20 protein-coding genes are annotated in these 19258 nt (G+C 71.3%); 11 read left to right on the top strand and 9 right to left on the bottom strand.

From position 1 onward, the window contains the following. Positions 1-299: 299 nt before the first annotated feature. The 3 genes from htpX to AB0E67_RS26605 all read left to right on the top strand — a co-directional run bounded on the left by htpX (position 300) and on the right by AB0E67_RS26605 (position 2610). Positions 300-1211, top strand: a complete 912-nt coding sequence (gene htpX, locus AB0E67_RS26615) for a zinc metalloprotease HtpX (RefSeq protein ID WP_073785489.1) — start codon at positions 300-302, stop codon at positions 1209-1211. Positions 1212-1288: 77 nt separating this feature from the next. Continuing rightward, on the top strand, positions 1289-1873 hold the full coding sequence (locus AB0E67_RS26610) for a hypothetical protein (RefSeq protein ID WP_362031190.1): 585 nt from the start codon (positions 1289-1291) through the stop codon (positions 1871-1873). Between the two features lie 146 nt (positions 1874-2019). Beyond that, a complete protein-coding gene (locus tag AB0E67_RS26605; RefSeq protein WP_362031189.1) occupies positions 2020-2610 on the top strand; it encodes a DUF1707 domain-containing protein in 591 nt (196 codons plus the stop codon). Between the two features lie 31 nt (positions 2611-2641). On the opposite strand, the gene AB0E67_RS26600 is transcribed toward AB0E67_RS26605, so the two are convergent. Further along, positions 2642-3058 carry a Zn-ribbon domain-containing OB-fold protein gene (locus tag AB0E67_RS26600; protein ID WP_362031187.1) on the bottom strand — a complete coding sequence of 139 codons (417 nt, stop codon included), beginning with the start codon at positions 3056-3058 and terminating at the stop codon, positions 2642-2644. Then, positions 3055-3507 (bottom strand): DoxX family protein, encoded by a 453-nt coding sequence (locus AB0E67_RS26595; protein ID WP_362031185.1) that lies wholly within the window; start codon positions 3505-3507, stop codon positions 3055-3057. Before AB0E67_RS26595 ends, AB0E67_RS26600 begins: the two co-directional genes overlap by 4 nt. 181 nt (positions 3508-3688) lie before the next feature. Between AB0E67_RS26595 and AB0E67_RS26590 the strand changes: the two genes are divergently transcribed. Further along, a complete protein-coding gene (locus AB0E67_RS26590) occupies positions 3689-4903 on the top strand; it encodes an NAD(P)/FAD-dependent oxidoreductase (protein WP_362031183.1) in 1215 nt (404 codons plus the stop codon). A gap of 178 nt (positions 4904-5081) precedes the next feature. On the opposite strand, the gene AB0E67_RS26585 is transcribed toward AB0E67_RS26590, so the two are convergent. Further along, on the bottom strand, positions 5082-6488 hold the full coding sequence (locus AB0E67_RS26585; RefSeq protein ID WP_362031181.1) for a hypothetical protein: 1407 nt from the start codon (positions 6486-6488) through the stop codon (positions 5082-5084). A gap of 245 nt (positions 6489-6733) precedes the next feature. Here AB0E67_RS26585 and AB0E67_RS26580 point away from each other — a divergent pair, with 245 nt between their 5' ends. Beyond that, positions 6734-8962 carry an acetate--CoA ligase family protein gene (locus AB0E67_RS26580; RefSeq protein ID WP_362031179.1) on the top strand — a complete coding sequence of 743 codons (2229 nt, stop codon included), beginning with the start codon at positions 6734-6736 and terminating at the stop codon, positions 8960-8962. 211 nt (positions 8963-9173) lie between these two features. After that, positions 9174-10097 (top strand): enoyl-CoA hydratase-related protein, encoded by a 924-nt coding sequence (locus AB0E67_RS26575; RefSeq protein ID WP_362031178.1) that lies wholly within the window; start codon positions 9174-9176, stop codon positions 10095-10097. A 79-nt stretch (positions 10098-10176) separates the two neighbouring features. Here AB0E67_RS26575 and AB0E67_RS26570 read toward each other — a convergent pair whose 3' ends face one another. Both AB0E67_RS26570 and AB0E67_RS26565 read right to left on the bottom strand, forming a co-directional pair. Beyond that, complete coding sequence (locus AB0E67_RS26570) at positions 10177-11136, bottom strand: hypothetical protein (RefSeq protein ID WP_362031176.1); 960 nt, start codon at positions 11134-11136, stop codon at positions 10177-10179. A 378-nt stretch (positions 11137-11514) separates the two neighbouring features. Further along, positions 11515-11973 (bottom strand): ATP-binding protein, encoded by a 459-nt coding sequence (locus tag AB0E67_RS26565; RefSeq protein WP_362031174.1) that lies wholly within the window; start codon positions 11971-11973, stop codon positions 11515-11517. Positions 11974-12140: 167 nt separating this feature from the next. On the opposite strand from AB0E67_RS26565, the gene AB0E67_RS26560 reads away from it, so the two are divergent. The 3 genes from AB0E67_RS26560 (at position 12141) to AB0E67_RS26550 (ending at position 13520) form a co-directional block, all read left to right on the top strand. Then, a complete protein-coding gene (locus AB0E67_RS26560; RefSeq protein WP_362031217.1) occupies positions 12141-13019 on the top strand; it encodes a helix-turn-helix transcriptional regulator in 879 nt (292 codons plus the stop codon). Next, entirely contained in the window at positions 13016-13225 is a 210-nt protein-coding gene (locus AB0E67_RS26555) for a DUF397 domain-containing protein (protein ID WP_362031172.1), read from the top strand. The genes AB0E67_RS26560 and AB0E67_RS26555 overlap by 4 nt, the downstream gene beginning before the upstream one ends. An 85-nt stretch (positions 13226-13310) precedes the next feature. After that, positions 13311-13520 carry a DUF397 domain-containing protein gene (locus AB0E67_RS26550; RefSeq protein WP_362031170.1) on the top strand — a complete coding sequence of 70 codons (210 nt, stop codon included), beginning with the start codon at positions 13311-13313 and terminating at the stop codon, positions 13518-13520. 30 nt (positions 13521-13550) lie between these two features. Here AB0E67_RS26550 and AB0E67_RS26545 read toward each other — a convergent pair whose 3' ends face one another. Then, positions 13551-14486 carry a hypothetical protein gene (locus tag AB0E67_RS26545; protein ID WP_362031168.1) on the bottom strand — a complete coding sequence of 312 codons (936 nt, stop codon included), beginning with the start codon at positions 14484-14486 and terminating at the stop codon, positions 13551-13553. Between the two features lie 205 nt (positions 14487-14691). Here AB0E67_RS26545 and AB0E67_RS26540 point away from each other — a divergent pair, with 205 nt between their 5' ends. Then, positions 14692-15327, top strand: coding sequence for a flavin reductase family protein (locus tag AB0E67_RS26540; protein ID WP_362031216.1), 636 nt, complete (start codon positions 14692-14694; stop codon positions 15325-15327). 72 nt (positions 15328-15399) lie between these two features. Here the strand turns inward: AB0E67_RS26540 and AB0E67_RS26535 are convergent, their stop codons facing one another. From AB0E67_RS26535 to AB0E67_RS26525, 3 genes are all read right to left on the bottom strand, one after another. Next, positions 15400-15834, bottom strand: coding sequence for a hypothetical protein (locus AB0E67_RS26535; protein ID WP_362031166.1), 435 nt, complete (start codon positions 15832-15834; stop codon positions 15400-15402). A 132-nt stretch (positions 15835-15966) separates the two neighbouring features. Next, on the bottom strand, positions 15967-17361 hold the full coding sequence (locus AB0E67_RS26530) for an MFS transporter (protein ID WP_362031164.1): 1395 nt from the start codon (positions 17359-17361) through the stop codon (positions 15967-15969). An 89-nt stretch (positions 17362-17450) separates the two neighbouring features. Beyond that, positions 17451-17867 carry a DUF2809 domain-containing protein gene (locus tag AB0E67_RS26525; RefSeq protein WP_362031162.1) on the bottom strand — a complete coding sequence of 139 codons (417 nt, stop codon included), beginning with the start codon at positions 17865-17867 and terminating at the stop codon, positions 17451-17453. Positions 17868-18217: 350 nt separating this feature from the next. Here AB0E67_RS26525 and AB0E67_RS26520 point away from each other — a divergent pair, with 350 nt between their 5' ends. Further along, complete coding sequence (locus AB0E67_RS26520) at positions 18218-19207, top strand: helix-turn-helix domain-containing protein (protein WP_362031160.1); 990 nt, start codon at positions 18218-18220, stop codon at positions 19205-19207. The last annotated feature ends 51 nt before the right edge of the window (positions 19208-19258 follow it).

The raw sequence follows: 19258 nt of genomic DNA, 5'->3' as shown, positions 1-19258 counted from the left end.
GAGGGAGTCCTACCGATCTCTGCCCACTAGATGCCCGAGGCATCTAACGGGTCCAGGTGATGTTCGGCCAAATATCCTCCGGTGGTCCCTCGGGCCCTCCCTGATCCATTTTCTCTCCGTCGGCCACTCTCCCGCCGCCGGACCGAGCGCGCACGTCGAGCCCCTCCCCGCCCCGTCTCCCGCACGTGCCCCCGCTCTCGCACCTCCTCCCCCTCCCGCCCGCCTCCGCTCTCACACCCATCCCCGCTTTTCGGGTGAAAGGGGCAAGATGGAAGGCGACAGGGCGACTGGAGGCGACTATGAGCCGGACCCGTTCCCGTTACGCCCCGGACAGTGGGCTGACCACCCGCATGGTCAGCACCATGTTCCTGATCGGACTGCTGTACGTGGTCCTGGTCGGCGTACTGCTCGCCGTGCTGCGCGGTGCCTGGCCGATCATCCTGATCCTGGTCGGCGGCATGTTCATCGCGCAGTTCTGGTTCAGTGACCGCATCGCGGCGTTCAGCATGGGGGCCCGCGAGGTGACGCCGGAGGAGGCGCCCGAGCTGCACGGCGCCATCGACCGGATCTGCGCCCTCGCCGACATGCCGAAACCGCGCGTGGCCATCGCGCAGAGCGACGTACCGAACGCCTTCGCCACGGGCCGCAGCGAGAAGACGGCCCTGGTCTGCGCCACCACCGGACTCCTGCGCAGGCTGGAGCCACCGGAGCTGGAGGGTGTGCTCGCACACGAGATGTCGCACGTGGCCCACCGCGACGTGGCCGTGATGACGATCGCCTCGTTCCTCGGTGTGCTGGCCGGGATCATCACCCGCGTCGCCCTGTGGGGCGGCCTCTCCCGCAGCAGCCGGAGCAACGATCCCATCGGCATCGTGGTCCTGCTGATCCCGCTGATCAGCGCGGTCGTGTACGTGCTGAGCTTCCTGCTCACCCGGCTGCTCTCGCGCTACCGCGAGCTGTCCGCCGACCGGGCCGCCGCCCTGCTGACCGGCCGCCCCTCGGCCCTCGCCTCCGCCCTCACGAAGGTGAGCGGCCAGATGGCCCGCATCCCGACCGAGGACCTGCGCAAGGCGGAGCCGTACAACGCCTTCTACTTCGTCCCCGCGTTCTCGTCCAAGGAGAGCCTGAGCCGGCTGCTCTCCTCCCACCCGACCCTGGAACAGCGCCTCGACCAGCTGGCCCGTATCTCCGCCGACCTCGCCCGCCCGTGAGCCGGCCCCGCTCACCCGCGAGCCGGCCCCGTCCCGTCCACGACTCGCCAAGGGCCAGAACCCCGTAAGGAACGTTCATGGGTCTTCTCGACGCCATCCTGGGCCGCAGCAAACCGGTCCGCCCCGACCTCGACCAGCTCTTCGCCGTGCCCTCCGCCGCCCTCACCCTCCAGGCGGGCGCCGGGTTCACGCCCACCGGCCTCGGCTCCGTCTGCTTCGCGGGCGTCGAGGGCGGCTCCTTCGCCCGCGTACGGCAGGACGTGCGCGAACTCCTCGACGCCGACACCGACCGCGGCGGCGTCCCGGTGGAGTTCAGCCAGGACGCGTACGGCTACACCTGGCTGCTCGCCCGCCAGTCCCCGGACGACGTGGCGTCCCTGGTCAACGATCTGCACGCGGTCAACACCCTGCTCCAGGACGGCGGCTTCGGGCCGCAGCTGCTCTGCTCGCTGATCGGCTTCCGCGACGACCACGATCGCCCGCTGGCCCTGGTCTACCTGTACAAGCGCGGCACGTTCTACCCGTTCGCGCCCGCGCCCGGCGGCGTCGAGAAGCGTGACAACCAGCTGGAGCTGCAGATCAGGGCGGTACTCGGGGACGACCTGCGGATGGAGAAGGACCTGGCGCGGTGGTTCCCGGTGTGGGGGGCGCCGGGGCTGTGAGGGAGCCGTGGGGAGCTGCGGGGTGCGTGGCGAGCCGTGTGGGCCGTGAGGGGCCGTGGGCTGCGCGGGGAGCCGTCAGGGACGGCCGGGTACGGGCGTGAACGCGCCGGGCACCTCATGACACGCTCGTCCGTATCATCGCTGCCATGACTGCCGAGCCCTCGCGTTCCGCCAAACCCCTGCGCGCCTCCGATGCCGACCGCGAGGCGGTGGTCGACCAGCTGCGGGAGGCGGCGGCCGAGGGACGCATCGACCTCGACGAGCTGGACACCCGTCTCGGGCTGGCCCTGTCCGCCAGGACCTGCGCGGAACTGGTACCGCTCACCGAGGACCTGGTGCCCGTCGCGGTGGCCGCGGGCGAGCCGCTGGTCCTCGACGGAGGCATGCACGGCGCGTCCCGCTCGGGCCGCTGGAAGGTGCCCCCGGCGATACGCGCCCGGGCCGGCGCCGGCGGCGTCAGGATCGACTTCACCCTCGCCGATTGCCGGTGGCGTGAGATCGAACTGGACGTGCACGGGGGCATGGGGGGCGTGAAGATCGTCGTCCCGCAGGGCTGGGCCGTGCAGGCCGACGAGCTGTCCCTCGGCCTCGGCGGGCTGAAGGACAAGACCACGGGCGAGCGGGTTCCCGGTGCGCCGCTGCTCCGACTGACGGGATCGTGCGGCATGGGGGGCGTGACCGTTCGCCACCCCAACTTCCGGGAACGCCGCAAGCTGCGCGACGCCGGGACCCATTGAGACACCGGCACGCCGGGCATCGCATCGCGGCTCAGGGCCGGAAGACCGCAACGGCCTCCCGGCCCGGCTCCCGCCGGAACGTCACCCGCAGCGGCATGCCGATCACCAGGTCCGGCTCCGCGCAGTCCACGATCTCCGTCATCATCCGCGGCCCCTCGGCCAGGTCGACCACGGCGGCGGTGTACGGGACCCGGGCGCCGAACGGCGGCAGGTCGTTGCGATGGACGACCGACCACGTGTACAGCGTGGCGTCCCCGCTCGCCCCCTCCCACACGACGTCCTCGCTCCAGCAGTACGGGCAGAACTCGCGCGGATAGTGGTGGGCACGCCCGCAGGCACCGCAGCGGCGCAGCAGCAGCCGCCCACAGGCGGCGGCGTCCCAGTAGGGGCGGGTGAAGGCGTCGGGTTCGGGAAGGTCGAAGCGCGGGGAGGGGCCGGTGGCGGTCACAGGAAGAGTCCGATCGCGTGGTCGAGGGACCAGGTCTGCCAGGACATCGCGAACAGCGCCACGAGCGAGATGAGCGCCATCATCGCGTTCTGTCCCTGCTCGGCCCAGTCGTGGATCATCAGCACCAGGTAGAGAAGGTTGAGGAGCAGCCCGCCGACGAGGGCGACGGGGGTGAGGAATCCGGCGACCAGACCCAGCCCGAGGGCGAGTTCGGCGTACACGACGACGTAGGCCATCGCCTTGGGGCGGGGGGCGACGATCCGCCGGAAGCCGGTGCGTACGACACCCCACCGGTGTTTCGCCGCCACGTCGGCGGCCCAGGCGATGCCCGTACCTCGTTCGAACCAGCCCTTCTTGTCCTTGTGCCGCCAGCTCTCCAGCCACCACAGCCCGAGGCCCACCCGGAGAACGGCCAGCCACTCGGCTCCGCCGAGCCAGATCGTCTGCATGAGCCCTCCCACCCAAGGAATCTGACGGCACGTCAGTTCACCTGACATCGGCGGCGGACACAAGACGCAGGCCCCCACGAGCGATTGATCCCCGTGATCGATTCGGCCTGTGACCGATTCGCAATCGATTCCGGGCTTGACCGAGACCCATCAACCAGCTTCGCGATTACGCTCCAGAACCATGTCGCACACCGCCCCCGCCGCGGCTGGTTCCGCCCCGGCCCTCAACGACCGCACCGAGGACCGGCCCGTGTACGTCATCGGCGGCGGTCCGGGCGGCCTGGCCGCCGCCGCGGCCCTGCGCGAACGCGGTGTGCGGGCGGTGGTGCTGGAGAAGTCCGGCGACGTCGGGGCGTCCTGGCGCGGCCACTACGACCGGCTGCACCTGCACACCACCCGCCGACGGTCCGCGCTGCCGGGCCTGGCGATGCCGCGCCGGTTCGGGCGCTGGGTGGCCCGGGACGACGTGGTGCGCTATCTGGAGAAGTACGCCGAGCACCACGAGTTGGAGGTCGTGACGGGCGTCGAGGTCTCCCGCGTCGACCGGGCCCCGGACGGCTCCGACTGGCAACTGGCCGCGAGCGGCGGCCGGATGCTGACCGGACGCGCGGTCGTGGTCGCCACCGGCTTCAACCACACCCCGCGCGTCCCCGACTGGCCGGGGCGCGACACCTTCACCGGCACGTTCGCGCACGCCTCCGAGTACCGCGACGCCGCGCCCTACGCGGGCCGGGACGTCCTCGTCGTCGGCATCGGCAACACGGGCGCCGAGATCGCCGTGGACCTGGTGGAGGGCGGGGCGTCGCGGGTGCGGATCGCGGTGCGCACGGCGCCGCACATCGTGCGCCGCTCGACGCTCGGCTGGTCCTCCCAGGCGACGGCCGTCCTGGTGCGCAGGCTGCCGGTGTGGCTGGTGGACCCGGCCGCGCGTCTGATGGGCCGACTGGCGGTGCCCGACCTCAGCGCGTACGGGCTGCCGCGTCCGGACACCGGGCTGTGCTCACGGGTCCGGGAGGGCGCCATTCCGGTACAGGACGTGGGACTGATCGACGCGGTGAGGCGCGGCCGGGTGGTACCGGTGGCGGCCGTCGAGTCGTTCGACGGGGACGCGGTGGTGCTGGCCGACGGGAGCCGGATCACCCCGGACGCGGTGATCGCGGCGACCGGCTACCGACGGTCCCTGGAGGGGCTGGTCGGCCACCTCGGCGTGCTGGACGCCCGGGGCCGCCCGGTGGTGCGCGGCGGCCGTACGCCCAAGCAGGCGCCCGGCCTGTACTTCACCGGGTTCACCAACCCGATCAGCGGCATGCTGCGCGAAATGGCCCTGGACGCCCGGAAGATAGCCAGGAAGGTCGCCGGAAGAGTCGCCAGAGGGACGGCACGCCGGGCCCGCTGACCGGCCTGCGCACCGGGTCCGCACATGCGCGCTGCGCTCGGCGCTCGGGACACGACGGGGCCCGTGCGTGTGGGCGGGGCGCGAGCGGGCTTTCGGACACGCGCGCGGCGCCGGGGATGCCTTCGGACACGCGCGGGGCGCGGCCGGACGGACCCGGACGCGCCCCGCATCCCGCCTGCTATCCCGCGGGGGTGGCGTCCGAGGTGGCGTTCACCACGAGCCGGGCGGTGTTGTTCCCGGCGTCCGGGTCGAACGGGAACGGCGTGCTGCCGAAGCTCGGCCGGAGAACGACCTGGCCGGTGGCGTCGGGCACGACCCGGTCGATGCGCAGCTTGAACGGGAAGGCGTGCGTCGTGTCCGGCAGCGTCCAGTACGGCAGGTCGCACACGTATCGCGGGGCGCCGGTCCGGCCCGGGTGGTAGCCGCCGCTCAGGGTGCGCGGCTCGCAGGCGTCGGGCACGGAGGTGACGGTGACGCCCTCGGGAACGGTGAAGTCGACCAGGGCGACGGGGTCACCGGAGCCGAGATTGCCGAGCCAGGCCGGGCCGTTGTTGCGGAACCCGAGTTCGGCGGTCACGGTCTCACCGGCGACGCCCGCGACGCGGGCACCCCGCGCCTCGAAGTCGGCGGTGTTCACCGCGCCGAGGGAGGCGATGGTGTAGTTGTCCTCCTCCGCCAGGTCGGTGGCCCCGTTGCCGGGCTCGACGCTGATGTCGAGGCGCTCGGCGTACGCGTGCGGGGCCAGGGCCACCCGCATCGGCTCGGGCAGCGCGAAGGACTCACCCGGTTCGAGGACCTCGTCGAACGTACAGGTGGCCTCGGTCATCGGGGCGTAGTCGTCACCGCCGATGGACCGGTACGCGCACTCCGGGTACCGGGTGACGAGATCGAGCCCGTACGAGGCGACCAGCCTGACGGTGAAGCCCTCGGAACGGTCGTCGCCCTTGTTGGTGAGCGTGAACGGCACGGTGTGCGTGCTGCCCGGCTGGGCGCCCTTCACCGGGGCGACGTTCCCGAGGGACAGGTCCGGCCCGCCGGCGACGGTGAGCGTGGTGTCGAACGAGTCGAGCGGGGCTTCCAGGCTGCCCGTGGGCCCGCCGGTGGCGACGGCCGCGTAGGTGATCCGGCCGTGCGCCCCGGCCGCGGCGCCTTCGGCGGCCCGCACGGTGAGGTGGACCTGCGGGCTGTAGGCGTCACCGATGACCGGAACCTCGGGGACACCGCACACGGCCGTCGTTCCGCTCGGGGTGCAGTTGTCGGGCCAGGTCACCTCGGCCACTCCGGCGATGCCGGAGATGTCGACCGTGAGCCGGCCGTCCGTGACGGCGAAGTTGTCGTTGTCGTGGGAGAGCCCGATGTCCAGCGAACGGCTCTGCGGCTCGCCGTCGGAACCACCACCGAGCGGCAGGGTCTGTTCGATGGGCGCGTTGATCCACAACTGGTCGGTCTGGCCGGTCGGCTCATCGGCGGACGCGGGTACCGCGGCTCCGACGGCGAGCAGTCCGGCGGTCAGCAGGCCGGTGGCCGCTGCGGCGGCGGTACGGGCCCCGAGGCGCGTGGTGCGCCGGGCGACGTCAGGTCTCATTCTCTCCCCCAAAGGTGGGCCGAGGACGACGAGTTCGGCCGATTAGCCGGCCTGCACATTGGACGTTCAAGATCACACAGAGGTTGTACGCATTGCCTGCACGCGCCGCCTGCACGTATTGCCTGCACGTATTGCCTGCACACCCATTCCTGACGAGCCGTCAGTTCAGTAACCTGACAGAGTGTCAGCTATTGGCTGGCCGGAAGCAGGCACCCGACGGACTTCGAGCAGGAGCGGGCGGAACGATGCTTGGATCGACTCACGGCACCCTCACCACCGACTTCCGCGCCCGGGTGGTGGCCTGCGGCGAGGAACCGCACGCCACCGTCCGCTGCATGGCGACCGCCGCCGCGGAGGGCGATCTCGATGTCAGCGGCCGACCGCTGCACGCGCCCGTGCCGGACCTGGACCGGTTCTTCCGGCCCGAGTCCGTGGCCGTCGTCGGCGCCTCCGACGCCGAGGGACGCCCCAACACGGGGATCACCCGACAGCTGATCGCCTGGGCCGAACGGGTCGGCGCCCGGCTGCATCCCGTCCACTCCACCCGCAGGACCGTGTTCGGACGGCCCTGCTTCCCGTCCGTCGCGGATCTGCCGGAGCAGGTCGACCTGGCCGTGCTTCTGGTCGGCGATCCGCTCCCCGTGATCGAGGAACTCGCCCGGGCCAAGGTGAGGTTCGCGGTCGCCTTCGCCTCCGGGTTCGCCGAGACCGGCGAGGAGGGCGCCGCCGCCCAGGCACGACTGGCCGAGGCGGTGGAGCGGTCCGGGCTGCGGCTGCTCGGGCCGAACACCAACCTCAACGCCTTCGAGAAGTTCCGGGACGACCTGGACGGACCGGCGATCGCCCTGATCACCCAGTCGGGTCACCAGGGACGCCCCGTGTACACCCTTCAGGAGCTGGGGGTGCGGCTCTCGCACTGGGCACCCACGGGCAACGAGGCGGATCTGGAGACCGCCGACTTCATCTCGTACTTCTCACAGCGCCCGGAGGTCGGGGCCATCGCCTGCTACGTGGAGGGGCTCAAGGACGGGCGCTCCTTTCTGCTGGCCGCGGACCGGGCCGCACGGGCCGGGGTGCCGGTGGTGGCGGTCAAGGTGGGGCGTACGGAGACGGGGGCCAGGACGGCCGCCTCGCACACCGGCAAACTGACCGGCGCGGACGAGGTGGTGGACGCGGCGATGCGGCAGTTCGGCGTGATCCGGGTGGACGGGCTCGACGAGCTCCAGGACACGGCCGCACTGCTGGCCCGGGCCCGCAAGCCGCTGGCCGACGGAGTCGTCGTGTATTCGATCTCCGGCGGCACGGGCGCGCACTTCTCGGACCTGGCGACCGGCGCGGGACTGAACCTCCCCACCCTGTCCGAGGAGAAGCAGCGCGAGCTGCACCAGTGGATACCCGGCTATCTGAACGTCGCGAACCCGGTCGACAACGGCGGGCACCCGGTCGGCGACTGGCGGGGCCGGAAGATCATCGAGGCGATCCTCGCCGACCCGGACACAGGGGTCCTGATCTGTCCGATCACCGGCCCCTTCCCGCCGATGAGCGACAAACTCGCGCAGGACCTGGTGGACGCGGCGGAGGCCACGGACAAGCTGGTCTGCGTGGTGTGGGGCTCGCCCGTCGGCACCGAGGACGCGTACCGCACGACGCTGCTCGGGTCCTCCCGCGTCGCCACGTTCCGTACGTTCCGCAACTGCGTCACCGCCGTGAAGGCGTATCTGGACCACCACCGGTTCACCACCCGCTACCGCTCCCCCTTCGACGAGGCGCCACGCACGCCGTCGCCGTCCTTCCGCAAGGCGCGGGGACTGCTGCGCGCGGGCAACCAGCTGAGCGAGCACGCGGCGAAGCAGTTGCTGCGGGCGTACGGGATCCGGGTGCCGCGCGAGCAGCTGGTGACCAGCGCGGCGGCGGCCGTCCGAGCAGCGGGGCTGGTCGGCTACCCGGTCGTCATGAAGGCGTCGGGGGCCCGGCTCGCCCACAAGACGGAACTGGGCCTCGTCAAGGTCGGGCTGACCTCCGCCAGTCAGGTGCGCGACGCGTACCGCGAGCTGACCGACATCGCGCGGTACGAGCACATCGACCTGGACGGCATCCTGGTCTGCCAGATGATCGAGCGGGGCGTCGAGATGATGGTCGGCGTCACGCAGGACCCGTTGTTCGGGCCGACGGTCACGGTCGGGCTGGGCGGCGTACTCGTCGAGGTGCTGCACGACGCGGCCGTACGGGTGCCGCCGTTCGGCGAGGACCAGGCCAGGTCGATGCTCGGCGAACTGCGCGGCCGGGCCCTGTTGGAAGGGGTGCGCGGCGGCCCGCCGGCGGACGTGGACGCGCTCGTGGAAGTCGTGCTGCGGGTGCAGCGGATGGCGCTGGAACTGGGTGACGACCTCGCCGAACTGGACATCAACCCGCTGATGGTGCTGGGGCGGGGTCAGGGCGCGGTGGCACTGGACGCGCTGGCCGTCTGCCGCTGACGGGTCGCGGGACCGAAACCCTCGTCGGGCCGCTCGAACCGGCTGAACGCGTCGGCCCCACAGGACACCTCGGTCCCGCCGAACCGCCTCCCCGCCGGGCCGGAGCGCTCCGCCGCCCGACCGGAGCGCTCCGGCCCGCCGCAACCACCCGGTCCACCGTTCCGACCCGGGCCGTCGCGCACGACCCCACCACCTGCCAAGGAGCTGCCTCATGCCGTCCTCCCCCGAAGACACCGCCGAGCCCACCGAACGCGATCAGCGCACCGAGCACGCCGAGCACGCCGAACGAACCGGTCCGACCTCGCCGGCCGACCCGCTCGATTCATTGGTACTCCACACCACTGACAACGGAGTCTCGTGGATCACGCTCAACCGCCCCGAGGCGATGAACGCCGTCACCTGGGACCAGCGGGAACGCGTCATCGCCCTGCTCGCCGACGCCTCCGCCGACCCGGCGGTCCGGGCGGTCGTCCTCACGGCCACCGGCCGCGGCTTCTGCGCGGGCGCCGACCTGCGCGGCTCCCCGGCGACGGGCTCCTCCGCCCCGGGCACCCGCGCGCCCGGCGACCGGATTCCGGGGGACGTGGCCCGGACGATCCGGCTCGGCGCACAACGCCTGATCGCCGCGGTCCTGGACTGCGAGAAGCCAGTGATCGCGGCGGTCAACGGCACGGCGGCGGGCATCGGCGCCCACCTCGCGTTCGCCTGCGATCTGGTGCTGGCCGCCGAGTCGGCGAAGTTCATCGAGGTGTTCGTCCGCCGCGGGCTCGTACCGGACGGCGGTGGCGCCTATCTGCTGCCGCGCCTGATCGGACCGCAGCGAGCAAAGGAGCTGATGTTCTTCGGAGACTCCCTCCGCGCGGCGGACGCCGAACGCCTGGGCCTGGTCAACCGGGTCGTACCGGACGGGGAGCTGGCGACGGCGGCCCGCGCCTGGGCCGAACGGCTGGCCGAGGGCCCGACCCGGTCCATCTCCCTCACGAAACAGCTCGTGAACGCCTCGCTGGAGTCCGACAGGGCGACGGCCTTCGCGGCGGAGGCCATGGCACAGGAGATCAACATGACCACGCACGACGCCACCGAGGGCGTGACCGGCTTCATGGAACGGCGGGCGCCGAAGTACCGGGGGCGGTGAGGCCCCGGGGTCCGGCGGCGATCGTGCCGGACCCCCCGCGGCCACGAGGGGCCCGATCGGCTTCCCCTGCCTCGGTCCCCTACTTCTCGGCGAAGACCTCCTCAACGGTGGAGGCGCTCGAAGCCCGCAACAGCCAACGACTCAGCTTGTCAACATCCGTGCAGTTCATGACCCGCTCACGTGCCTCAGCCGACACAGCCACGCCACTCTGCCCCAACAGAAGTAGAACGCTCCTCGCGATACCTTCCGCACGCCCTTCGGCGCGGCCCTTGGCACGCCCCTCCGCACGCCCCTCCGCGCGACCCTCCGCACGCCCCTGAACTCGGCCCTCGGCACGGCCCTCGTCCCGGATCTCCTCCGAAAGCGCTGACTTGTAGAACGAAAGATCCACGGCCACCAGGTTCCTCCACTGTTGTGCGGCCGGGCGCTTGCCCAGGCCCTGAGCGATGAGTTCGACGATCGGATCAGCAATGGGTTCCGGCACATCCCGCAGAGCGGTCGACAGCGTCTTCAGTATGACACCGATGTCCGAATCGCCTGCGTGTGTGATCGCGGCCAGGGTGGCCAGCGCCAGGTCCTTCCGGGCCTCGGCCACATCCTTGATCACCGGCATGTTGTGCGGGCCCGCGACGAGGGGGCGCAGGGTGAGTACGGGCGCCTCCGGATGTCCGACGGAGTACGGCCGCGCGGCCCATTCGGCGGTCGCCCGGTCCTGACAGACGACCAGCAGCATGGGCGGCAGCCTGTACTTGGCCTGCAAGTGGGACAGGTAGTACATCCAGCTCACCGGCTTCTCCGGATCCTTCTTTCCCTGAGCCTCGATCGCCAGGAGGTACGACTGGTCCTCGTCCTCCATGTCGATCCGCAGCAGGGTGTCCACCCGGCGTTCGAGTGGCCGGTTCTCGGTGAGGTCGGTGGGCATGACGGTGGCCGAGGCCGGGGAGCCGATGGAGATCCCCAGCACCTCGGAGACACGGGAGAAGAGCCCGGGATACTCCTGAAAGATGCGGTGCATCGCCTCGTGGGACGAGCTGACCATACGGATTCCTTGGGGTTGCTTGAAACGATCGGAGGGCGTGGCCCGGTGGAGACGCACGGGCCACCGACGGGCTTACGGGTCCATGTGCGGGGCGGAGGAACGGCGAGTGACGGCCCGTCCGGAGGTACGTCGCGGACGGTCCCGGGCCGCATATGCCTGGAAGGCCGTGTCGCGTTCTGCCGGCGACGTCGCGTCCCCGAAGCTGTTCGCCTGGCGAGCATATGCCCGACAACCAGGCCTATTTCCAGCTCAGTTGGCCTGGTTCAGCCGAGCGTGTGACGGGACGGCGAGAGCGTGATCGCACGGATATTCGCTCACGCACCGCTCGGCGGTCGGAGGGCCAGGCAGGCCGATCCCGGTCGCGGTGACCGGCCCCGGTCACGGCGCGGGGGCGAGGTCGAGATCGAGTTCGGCCCAGACGGTCTTGCAGGGCAAGGGCCCCGGGCTGACGCCCCAACGGTCCGCCAGCGCCTCGACGATCAGCAGCCCGCGCCCGGACTCGCGGTCGGCGTCCGGTACCAGCGTGTGCCCCGGCTCGGGCGGCAGGCGCTCGCCCCGTGCGTCGCTCACCTCGACGCGCAACACCGCGCCACCGCCGTACAGGGCGAGCCCGAGCCGGAAGTCCCTCCCCCGCGCCCGGCCGTGGGCCACGGCATTGGCCGCCAGTTCCGCCACGATCTGGGCTGCGGCCTCCGCCCGCGACGTGACGCCCCACTCGTCCAACTGCGTCGCGGCGAGCAGCCGGGCCAGCCTGGCACCTCGGCGGGTGGACGAGAGCAGCACGGCGAACGCGCGGACAGCACCGTCGTGTTGAGGGAGGGTGATTTCTTGTTTCACACCACTCAGCCTCGCCGCACCGATCTACGCTGAACAGTGATCAGGCGAATGCGTACGGTAACTGTCCGCCGCTTGTCCGGAGCTGTCGGGGCTGTCCGGAGCGTGCGTACGAACAGACATGGCCGTCGCGATGACGATGACACGAGGGCATGGCGGAGGTGGCGCGGATGCGGGTGGATGCTGACGGTACGGAACGGTCCGGGACCGATACGGACGAGCCCGGTTGGGAGGTCGATCCCGATGACGAGTCCGGCGCGGCGGTCGTCGCCACGGTGGGGCGGCAGCTGAAGCTGCGCCGAGAAGCCGCGGGGATGCGGGCGGCCGAATTCGGCCTCGCGATCGGGTACGGAGAGGACCAGGTCTACAAGGTCGAGGCGGGCAAACGGATTCCACGCCCGGAGTATCTGGACAAGGCCGACAGGACCTTGAGGGCAGACGGGCTGATCTCCGCCATGAAGGCGGACGTGGCGGAGGTCCGGTACCCGAAGAAGATCCGGGATCTGGCTCGGATGGAGGCGCGGGCGGTGGAGCTGCTGTCGTACGGCAGCCACAGCACCCACGGCCTGCTCCAGACCGAGGAGTGCGCCCGAGCCCTTCTGATGACGAGACGTCCCGCCTATTCTCAAGACGAATTGGAGCGCCTGCTGGCCGCCCGGATGGCCCGACGTTCCATCTTCGACCGCGCTCCCGCGCCCGAGCTGAGCTTTGTCCAGGAAGAGTCGACGCTCAGGCGCCCCACCGGGGGCAAGCTGGTTCAGCGCAGGCAGTTGGAGCACCTCTTGGAGTTGGGACAGTTGCGCAACGTGGAAATCCAGGTGATGCCGATCGCCCGCTGGAACCACCCTGGGACGGGTGGGCGGATCCAAGTGCTGAAGTTCGGGGATGGCACCGCGGTCGGACGTATCGATGACGAGTTCGGGGGGCGTCCCGTCTCCAGCCCGAAGCAGCTACGGATCCTCGAACTGCGCTATGGCATCATCCGATCGGAGGCTCTCAGCGCACGGGAGTCGCTGGCTTTCATCAAGCGAATGCTGGAGGAAACATGACGCGGAATGCCTCTACATGGGACGGCTCCGAGCTGACGTGGTTCAAGAGCAGCTACAGCGACACCAGCAACGGCCACGACTGCATCGAGGTCGCCACCAGCCCTCACACCGTCCATGTTCGTGACTCCAAGAACGTTCCGGGCCCGCTGTTCACCGTCGCCCCCGGCGCCTGGAGCGACTTCATGACGTACGCCGCCAAGCTTTGATCTGCGCAGCACCCGCGCCTCGCCCCCGTATCGGGGGCGAGGCGGATCACCCAACCGACATGTACCAACGAGTGCTGGAGGAATCGTGATCCGTAATGCCTCTGCCGAGAACAGCTCCGAGCCGACCTGGTTCAAGAGCAGCCACAGCGACAGCAGCAACGGCCACGACTGCATAGAAGTCGCCACCGCACCCCACACCGTCCACGTCCGCGACTCCAAGAACACCGACGCCCCTCACCTCTCCCTCTCCCCCACCGCCTGGGCGGACTTCCTGGCGTATGCCACCGGCGGCTGACCAGCCGGCCGACGAGTGATCAGCGGGCGATCAGTGCGTGGTCAGCGTGTACCAGTCCGGTGAATCCGGGTCTCCGTACTCATAGTTGATTTCGATCCGGTCCGGCGTACCGCCGATCCGCCACCCGCCGATTGCGTCGTAGTCGGGGCAGCCACCGACCCAGAGCCGTACGCGCTGCCCCCAGGTCGTGGAGTCACCCGCTTCGTAACTCCATGTGCCACGCCCCGAACAACGGTGCTTCGCGGGGACCAACTTCGCCGGTTCCGACCGCGCTTCCTCGGGGTCTGCCAGCGCGTCGGCGTGTGCCGTGCCGTCGGCGGCCAGGCGCAAAGTGCCGCCCCCGCCGTCGGTCCAGGTTCCGGCGAGCCGGGCGGTGTCGACCTTCGGCGGGCGGTACTCCGTGACCAGTCCGGTGCCGTACAGGCCCGCGCCGATCCCGTACACGGCCACGGCGGCCACCACGCACCAGCCAACCACTCCTCTCAACCGACGGCGCCGCAGCACGACCCCGCGGGCCACGAGCGCGGTGGCCGTCAGCAGCGCCGCGCCCACTGTCCAGCACAGGAACAGCGACCCCGGGGCCGGATGCCAGGCGATGCCTGCCACGGCGGCGCCCACCGTGGCCGGGACCAGCGCGGTCGCCGGGACCCACCACCACACCTCGCGGCCGGTGAACCGGGCACTCGCCCAGCACGCCGCCGCGACGGTCGGAAGCACCACCAGCAGGCTCGCCACCAGGAAGAACGGGGCGCCGAAGCAGAGCAGGAACGGCACCATCAGCAGTACGACTGCCGGGTCGTCCGGCGGAGCGGGAGCCGGGAAGGCGAGTTCCACGATCCCCGCGATCTCCACGGCCAGCAGGACCAGCATGAACTGGGTGATCGCGCTCGCCGCGATCGGCCGACCGCTCCAGATCGTCCATGCCGCAACGGCCGGTCTCGCACCTCCCCCGGTACGCGTCGACACGCGCCCTCCCCTCCCCCGTGCTGTCCGCGCCGCCGCACTCGCCCGCCGCCCAGGCCGGACCGAAGCGGCTCCGGGCGGCTTGGAGCTTCTCCGAAGCGTTTCCGGAGCGAGAGTAGTCCTGCTGTTCCGTCCGGATTCGCCGCCCCCACCCCTTCCGATCTGACGTACAGTCAGTTTCAATGGGTGTGTGATGGGACACGCAGGAATGGCCGCCACCGCCGTCCGGTACCTCAGATCCGTCGGCGCCGCCACCAGTACCGGTCCGGCGCCGGTCGATCCGCTGCCGCGCCCGGATCTGCGGGCGGTCGCGGAGGACGAACGAGCCCCCGTCGACCCGGCGGAATTCCGCCGCGTACTGGGTCACTTCGCCAGCGGGGTCACCATCGTCACCGCGCACGACCCGGGCGACGGCGGCGGCGCCCCGGAGGGGCCTGCGGGCTTCGCGTGCCAGTCGTTCGCCTCGCTCTCGCTCGATCCGCCCCTGGTCGCGTTCATGGTCGCCCGCACGTCCACGACCTGGCCGCGCATCGCCCGCGCCGGGGCCTTCTGCGTCAACGTGCTCGGGGCGGGCCAGGAGGCGTTGTGCCGGAGCTTCGCGGTGAGCGGGGCCGACAAGTTCGCGGGGGTGGCGTACGAGCCGGCCCCGGTGACCGGGTCACCGCTGCTGGGCGGCGTACCCGCCTGGATCGACTGCCGCATCCATGCCGTCCACACCGGGGGCGACCATCTGATCGTCGTCGGCCGGGTGGAGGCGCTGGGGGCCATGGCGACGACGGACTCGGCGGACGGGGGCAGCCCGTTGTTGTTCCACCGGGGGAAGTTCGGCCGGTTCAGCACGTGAGCGGGGCGTCGCCCGTCCACAACCTCGTGGACGCCCTCGTTCTACGAAGACGGCACAGCAAGACCTGCGGGGTCAGGCGAGAGCGGGATCGCCGAGGTCGAGGGTCAGGTGGTTCCCCCAGTCGTTGGTGAAAACGGCGGTCGCTCCCTCGTAGTGCACTTCCACGAACGGGTTGGAGTTCCACATGACGGCCACCCACCGCAAGGAGTGGTCGGTGCCGAGACGGGCGAGGTAACCGACGTTTCCCATCCCGCTGCCGCCGCCGCACATCCATCCCGTTCCGTCCAACATCGGGCTCTCGAAGTGGGGGTCCGCCTCTGTGGTACCGCTCTCCTTGATGAGCCGGGCCACGTCGACCGGCCCTCCGAGACGGAAGGGGATCGGCCGGCCGGCGTCCGGGTGGTAGGCCCCGGGACCCTCCACATGCAGCTCCAAGCCGGTGTCGTCCGGCCGGTACAGCGCATCGCCGTACGGCATCTCTCCGGCCGCCCACAGCCGCTCGACCATTCCCACAACCTCACCCCGCCGATGTCGTCGTCCCCTGCACACGGCACGAGTCCGTTGCGGCCCCCGACGGCGCGTCGGGTGCCCGGACCGTGATGCCCGCCCCGGCCACCCGCCGATTGTCCCTCGGGCGGTTCAGCCGGTGACCGGTTCCCCGGCCTCCCACCCGGCGGGGCGGCGTCGGATGACCAGGGCCATCAGGGCGGCCGTCGCGCACAGTGCGCCCGACGCGTACCAGACCACGTCGTAGGAGCCGAAGACGTCGCGCGCCACACCGCCCAGGAACGCCACCAGCGCCGCGCCCACCTGGTGGGAGGCGAGGACCCAGCCGAAGACGATGGCGCTGTCCTCCCCGTACTGCTCGCGGCACAGGGCGAGCGTGGGCGGGACGGTGGCGACCCAGTCCAGACCGTAGAAGACGATGAAGAGGATCATGGGCGGGTGCACCGTCGGCGCCATCAGCATCGGCAGGAAGAGCAGCGAGATGCCGCGCAGCGCGTAGTAGACGGCGAGGAGGCGGCGGGCGTCGAATCGGTCGGTGAGCCAGCCGGAGAAGACCGTGCCGATGATGTCGAAGACCCCGATGACGGCGAGCAGCGAGGCGGCGGCGGTGATGGGCATGCCGTGGTCGTGGGCCGAGGGCACGAAGTGCGTGCGGATCAGTCCGTTGGTCGAGGCCCCGCAGATCGCGAACGTACCGGCGAGCAGCCAGAACGGCCCGGTGCGCGCCGCGTCGAACAGCACGCGCACCGTCCGCCGCGCCGCCCCGCGCGCGGGCGGGGGCTTGGGCATGTACGTGCCGCCGTACGGGGCGAGGCCCGCGTCGGCCGGGTGGTCGTGCAGCAGGAACCAGACGAACGGGATGACGACCAGGGCGGCGAGCGCCACGGTCACCGAGGCGGGGCGCCAGCCGTGCTCGGCGACGATCCAGGCGCACAGCGGCAGGAAGACCAGCTGGCCGGAGGCGCCCGCCGCGGTGAGGACACCGGTGACCAGCCCACGCCGGGCGACGAACCACCGGTTGGTGACCGTCGCGGAGAAGGCCAGCGCCATCGAGCCGGTGCCGAAGCCGACGAGCAGCCCCCAATAGATCATCAGTTGCCAGGAGGCGGTCATCCACACGCTGGCCAGCGCCCCGGCCGCCACCGCGCCGAGCGCGACCACGACCACTCTGCGGATGCCGAAACGGTCCATCAGTGCGGCGGCGAACGGTGCCGTGAGCCCGTACAGCGCCATGTCGATGGAGACGGCGAGCCCGATCTCCCCGCGCGACCAGCCGAACTCCGTGTGGAGCGGGTCGATGAGGAGACCGGGGAGGGCGTTGAAGGCGGCTCCGCCGATGATCGTCACGAAGGTGACGGCGGCGACGATCCAGGCCCGGTGGACGGGGACGACGCGGCGGAGACCGCGGGCGTTCGGGCGGGGGGTGCGACGGCCACCGGCCGGGGACGGGTGCCCGGGGAGCGGGGGGCCGGTCTCCCGGCCGTCGTCGCCCCCGGTCTCGGCGGTGCTGTCGGTCGTCTGGGTCACGTCAGCCAGCATCAGGGCCGGCCCGAGGCCGGGCCACTGGCCGCAGGGACACGGTTCGCAAGGATCGGGCCATCACCCACGGCTTTGTTTCACCGGTCCGCGGCCGACCTCCGCCGGCCGGGCGGAAGGAGCGGAGCAGAACGAGCGGAGCGAATGGGGCGACGGGCCAGAGCCGTCACGGCCCAGGCGAACCCGGCGCCGACCGCATACCAGAACAGGTCCGGTGCGTTGAAGGTGGACCCGAGCACCAGCCGCGCCACCGCGCTGTGCCGGGAGAGGTCGGCCGGCAGGCCGGTCAGCTGCAGGAGTTCGACCCCCCAGCTCAGCGCCAGCCCGGTCCCGGCCACGACGAGCGGCCGGGTACGGGGCACAGCCACGAGGACCAGGGCGCAGATCAGCACGGTGTAGAGCGCGTCCCCGGCGTACTTGGCGATGTCACCGTCGGCGACCGCCCTGACCCCGAGCCCGGCGGCGACGGTCAGCCCCGCCGCGCCAACGGCCGTCATCCGCGAAACCATCGGCATCATCCGTACCGCCCTCGTCCGATCTGCTCCAGCCGCCGAATCGGCCGGGTTGGCGGCAGGACCGCCGCCACCGCCATGTTGACCAACGCCCGGCCGGCAGCACCTCCGGGGCACCCAGGTCGGCCGGTCCCCGCCGGTGCCCGCCCGGCCCCGCACCGCCCGGTCCCGGCCCCGCACCGCCCGGTCCCGGACCTGCCGAAAGGGACGAACCGGGTGGCGCGCCCACTCTCACCTCGGCGGGAATGCACGGGCGCCTCGCCGACTTTGCCTTCACGGGAGTGACATGCGTCAGCTTGTGGTCTATACCAGCTAGAGTCGAAGGGAGTCCGTCCATGCCGCACCGAGTCGTCGTCCTGGCCCTCGATGGGCTGCTTCCCTTCGAACTGGGCATCCCGCAAAGGATCTTCGGTCGCTCGATCGGTTCCGAGCCGCTCAACAAGGGCCGCAAGCTCTACGAAGTCGTGACCTGTTCCGTCCGCCCGCCGGGCCCGGTCCGTACGGACGCGGACTTCACGATCACCGTCGAACGCGGCCCCGAGACCCTGGCCACGGCCGACACCGTGGTGATCCCGGCCAGTTACGAGCTGGGCCCCGTGTACACGCAGGGCAGGCTCACCGACGAGCTGGCCGCCGCGTTCGCGCACATCAGGCCGGGCACCCGGATGGTCTCCATCTGCACCGGCAGCTACGTGCTGGCGGCGGCCGGGTATCTGGACGGGCGCCCGGCCACCACCCACTGGGCATCGGCCGACCACTTCCAGCGGCTGTTCCCGGACGTCCGGGTCGACCCGGACGTCCTGTTCATCGACGACGGGGACGTCCTGACCTCCGCCGGGGTCGCCGCCGGGATCGACCTGTGCCTGCACATCGTGCGCCGCGACCACGGCACCGCCGTCGCCAACGACGTCGCCCGCCGTACCGTCGTACCGCCGCACCGGGACGGCGGGCAGGCGCAGTACATCCAACGGCCCGTGCCGGAGGCGCGGCTGGCGACCACCACCACCGCCCGCGCCTGGGCACTCGGCCGGCTGGAGCACCCGATCCAGCTCCGCGACATGGCGCGGCAGGAGTCGATGAGCGTGCGGACGTTCACCCGTCGCTTCCGGGAGGAGGTCGGGATCAGTCCCGTGCAGTGGCTGACCCGCCAACGGGTCGAGCGCGCACGGCAGTTGCTGGAGTCGACGGATCTGTCGATCGACCAGGTGGCGCGCGACGCGGGCTTCGGCACGGCCACCTCGCTGCGACAGCACCTCCAGGCGGTACTGGGGGTCTCCCCCAGCGCGTACCGACGCACGTTCCGGGACCGGGCCGCGCGGAACTGACGGAACCGACAGGACCCGGATCGACCCGGGACCGACAAGACCGAACCAAGT

Origin of the sequence: Streptomyces sp. NPDC032161, from assembly GCF_040636995.1 — a bacterium.
In the GTDB taxonomy this organism is placed as follows: Bacteria; Actinomycetota; Actinomycetes; order Streptomycetales; family Streptomycetaceae; genus Streptomyces.
The sequence above is the reverse complement of the archived record's forward strand: the minus strand, read 5'-3'. Positions and strand labels throughout refer to the sequence as shown.

Excerpts from the sequence above, each read along its gene's own strand:
- AB0E67_RS26555 (WP_362031172.1), top strand. The coding sequence starts at position 13,016 with ATGACGCGGAATGCCTCTACATGGGACGGCTCCGAGCTGACGTGGTTC.
- AB0E67_RS26540 (WP_362031216.1), top strand. The coding sequence starts at position 14,692 with ATGGCCGCCACCGCCGTCCGGTACCTCAGATCCGTCGGCGCCGCCACC.
- htpX (WP_073785489.1), top strand. The coding sequence starts at position 300 with ATGAGCCGGACCCGTTCCCGTTACGCCCCGGACAGTGGGCTGACCACC.
- AB0E67_RS26570 (WP_362031176.1), bottom strand. The coding sequence starts at position 11,136 with ATGGTCAGCTCGTCCCACGAGGCGATGCACCGCATCTTTCAGGAGTAT.
- AB0E67_RS26560 (WP_362031217.1), top strand. The coding sequence starts at position 12,141 with ATGCGGGTGGATGCTGACGGTACGGAACGGTCCGGGACCGATACGGAC.
- AB0E67_RS26610 (WP_362031190.1), top strand. The coding sequence starts at position 1,289 with ATGGGTCTTCTCGACGCCATCCTGGGCCGCAGCAAACCGGTCCGCCCC.
- AB0E67_RS26580 (WP_362031179.1), top strand. The coding sequence starts at position 6,734 with ATGCTTGGATCGACTCACGGCACCCTCACCACCGACTTCCGCGCCCGG.
- AB0E67_RS26605 (WP_362031189.1), top strand. The coding sequence starts at position 2,020 with ATGACTGCCGAGCCCTCGCGTTCCGCCAAACCCCTGCGCGCCTCCGAT.
- AB0E67_RS26585 (WP_362031181.1), bottom strand. The coding sequence starts at position 6,488 with ATGAGACCTGACGTCGCCCGGCGCACCACGCGCCTCGGGGCCCGTACC.
- AB0E67_RS26525 (WP_362031162.1), bottom strand. The coding sequence starts at position 17,867 with ATGACGGCCGTTGGCGCGGCGGGGCTGACCGTCGCCGCCGGGCTCGGG.
- AB0E67_RS26590 (WP_362031183.1), top strand. The coding sequence starts at position 3,689 with ATGTCGCACACCGCCCCCGCCGCGGCTGGTTCCGCCCCGGCCCTCAAC.
- AB0E67_RS26520 (WP_362031160.1), top strand. The coding sequence starts at position 18,218 with ATGCCGCACCGAGTCGTCGTCCTGGCCCTCGATGGGCTGCTTCCCTTC.
- AB0E67_RS26575 (WP_362031178.1), top strand. The coding sequence starts at position 9,174 with ATGCCGTCCTCCCCCGAAGACACCGCCGAGCCCACCGAACGCGATCAG.
- AB0E67_RS26595 (WP_362031185.1), bottom strand. The coding sequence starts at position 3,507 with ATGCAGACGATCTGGCTCGGCGGAGCCGAGTGGCTGGCCGTTCTCCGG.
- AB0E67_RS26535 (WP_362031166.1), bottom strand. The coding sequence starts at position 15,834 with ATGGTCGAGCGGCTGTGGGCGGCCGGAGAGATGCCGTACGGCGATGCG.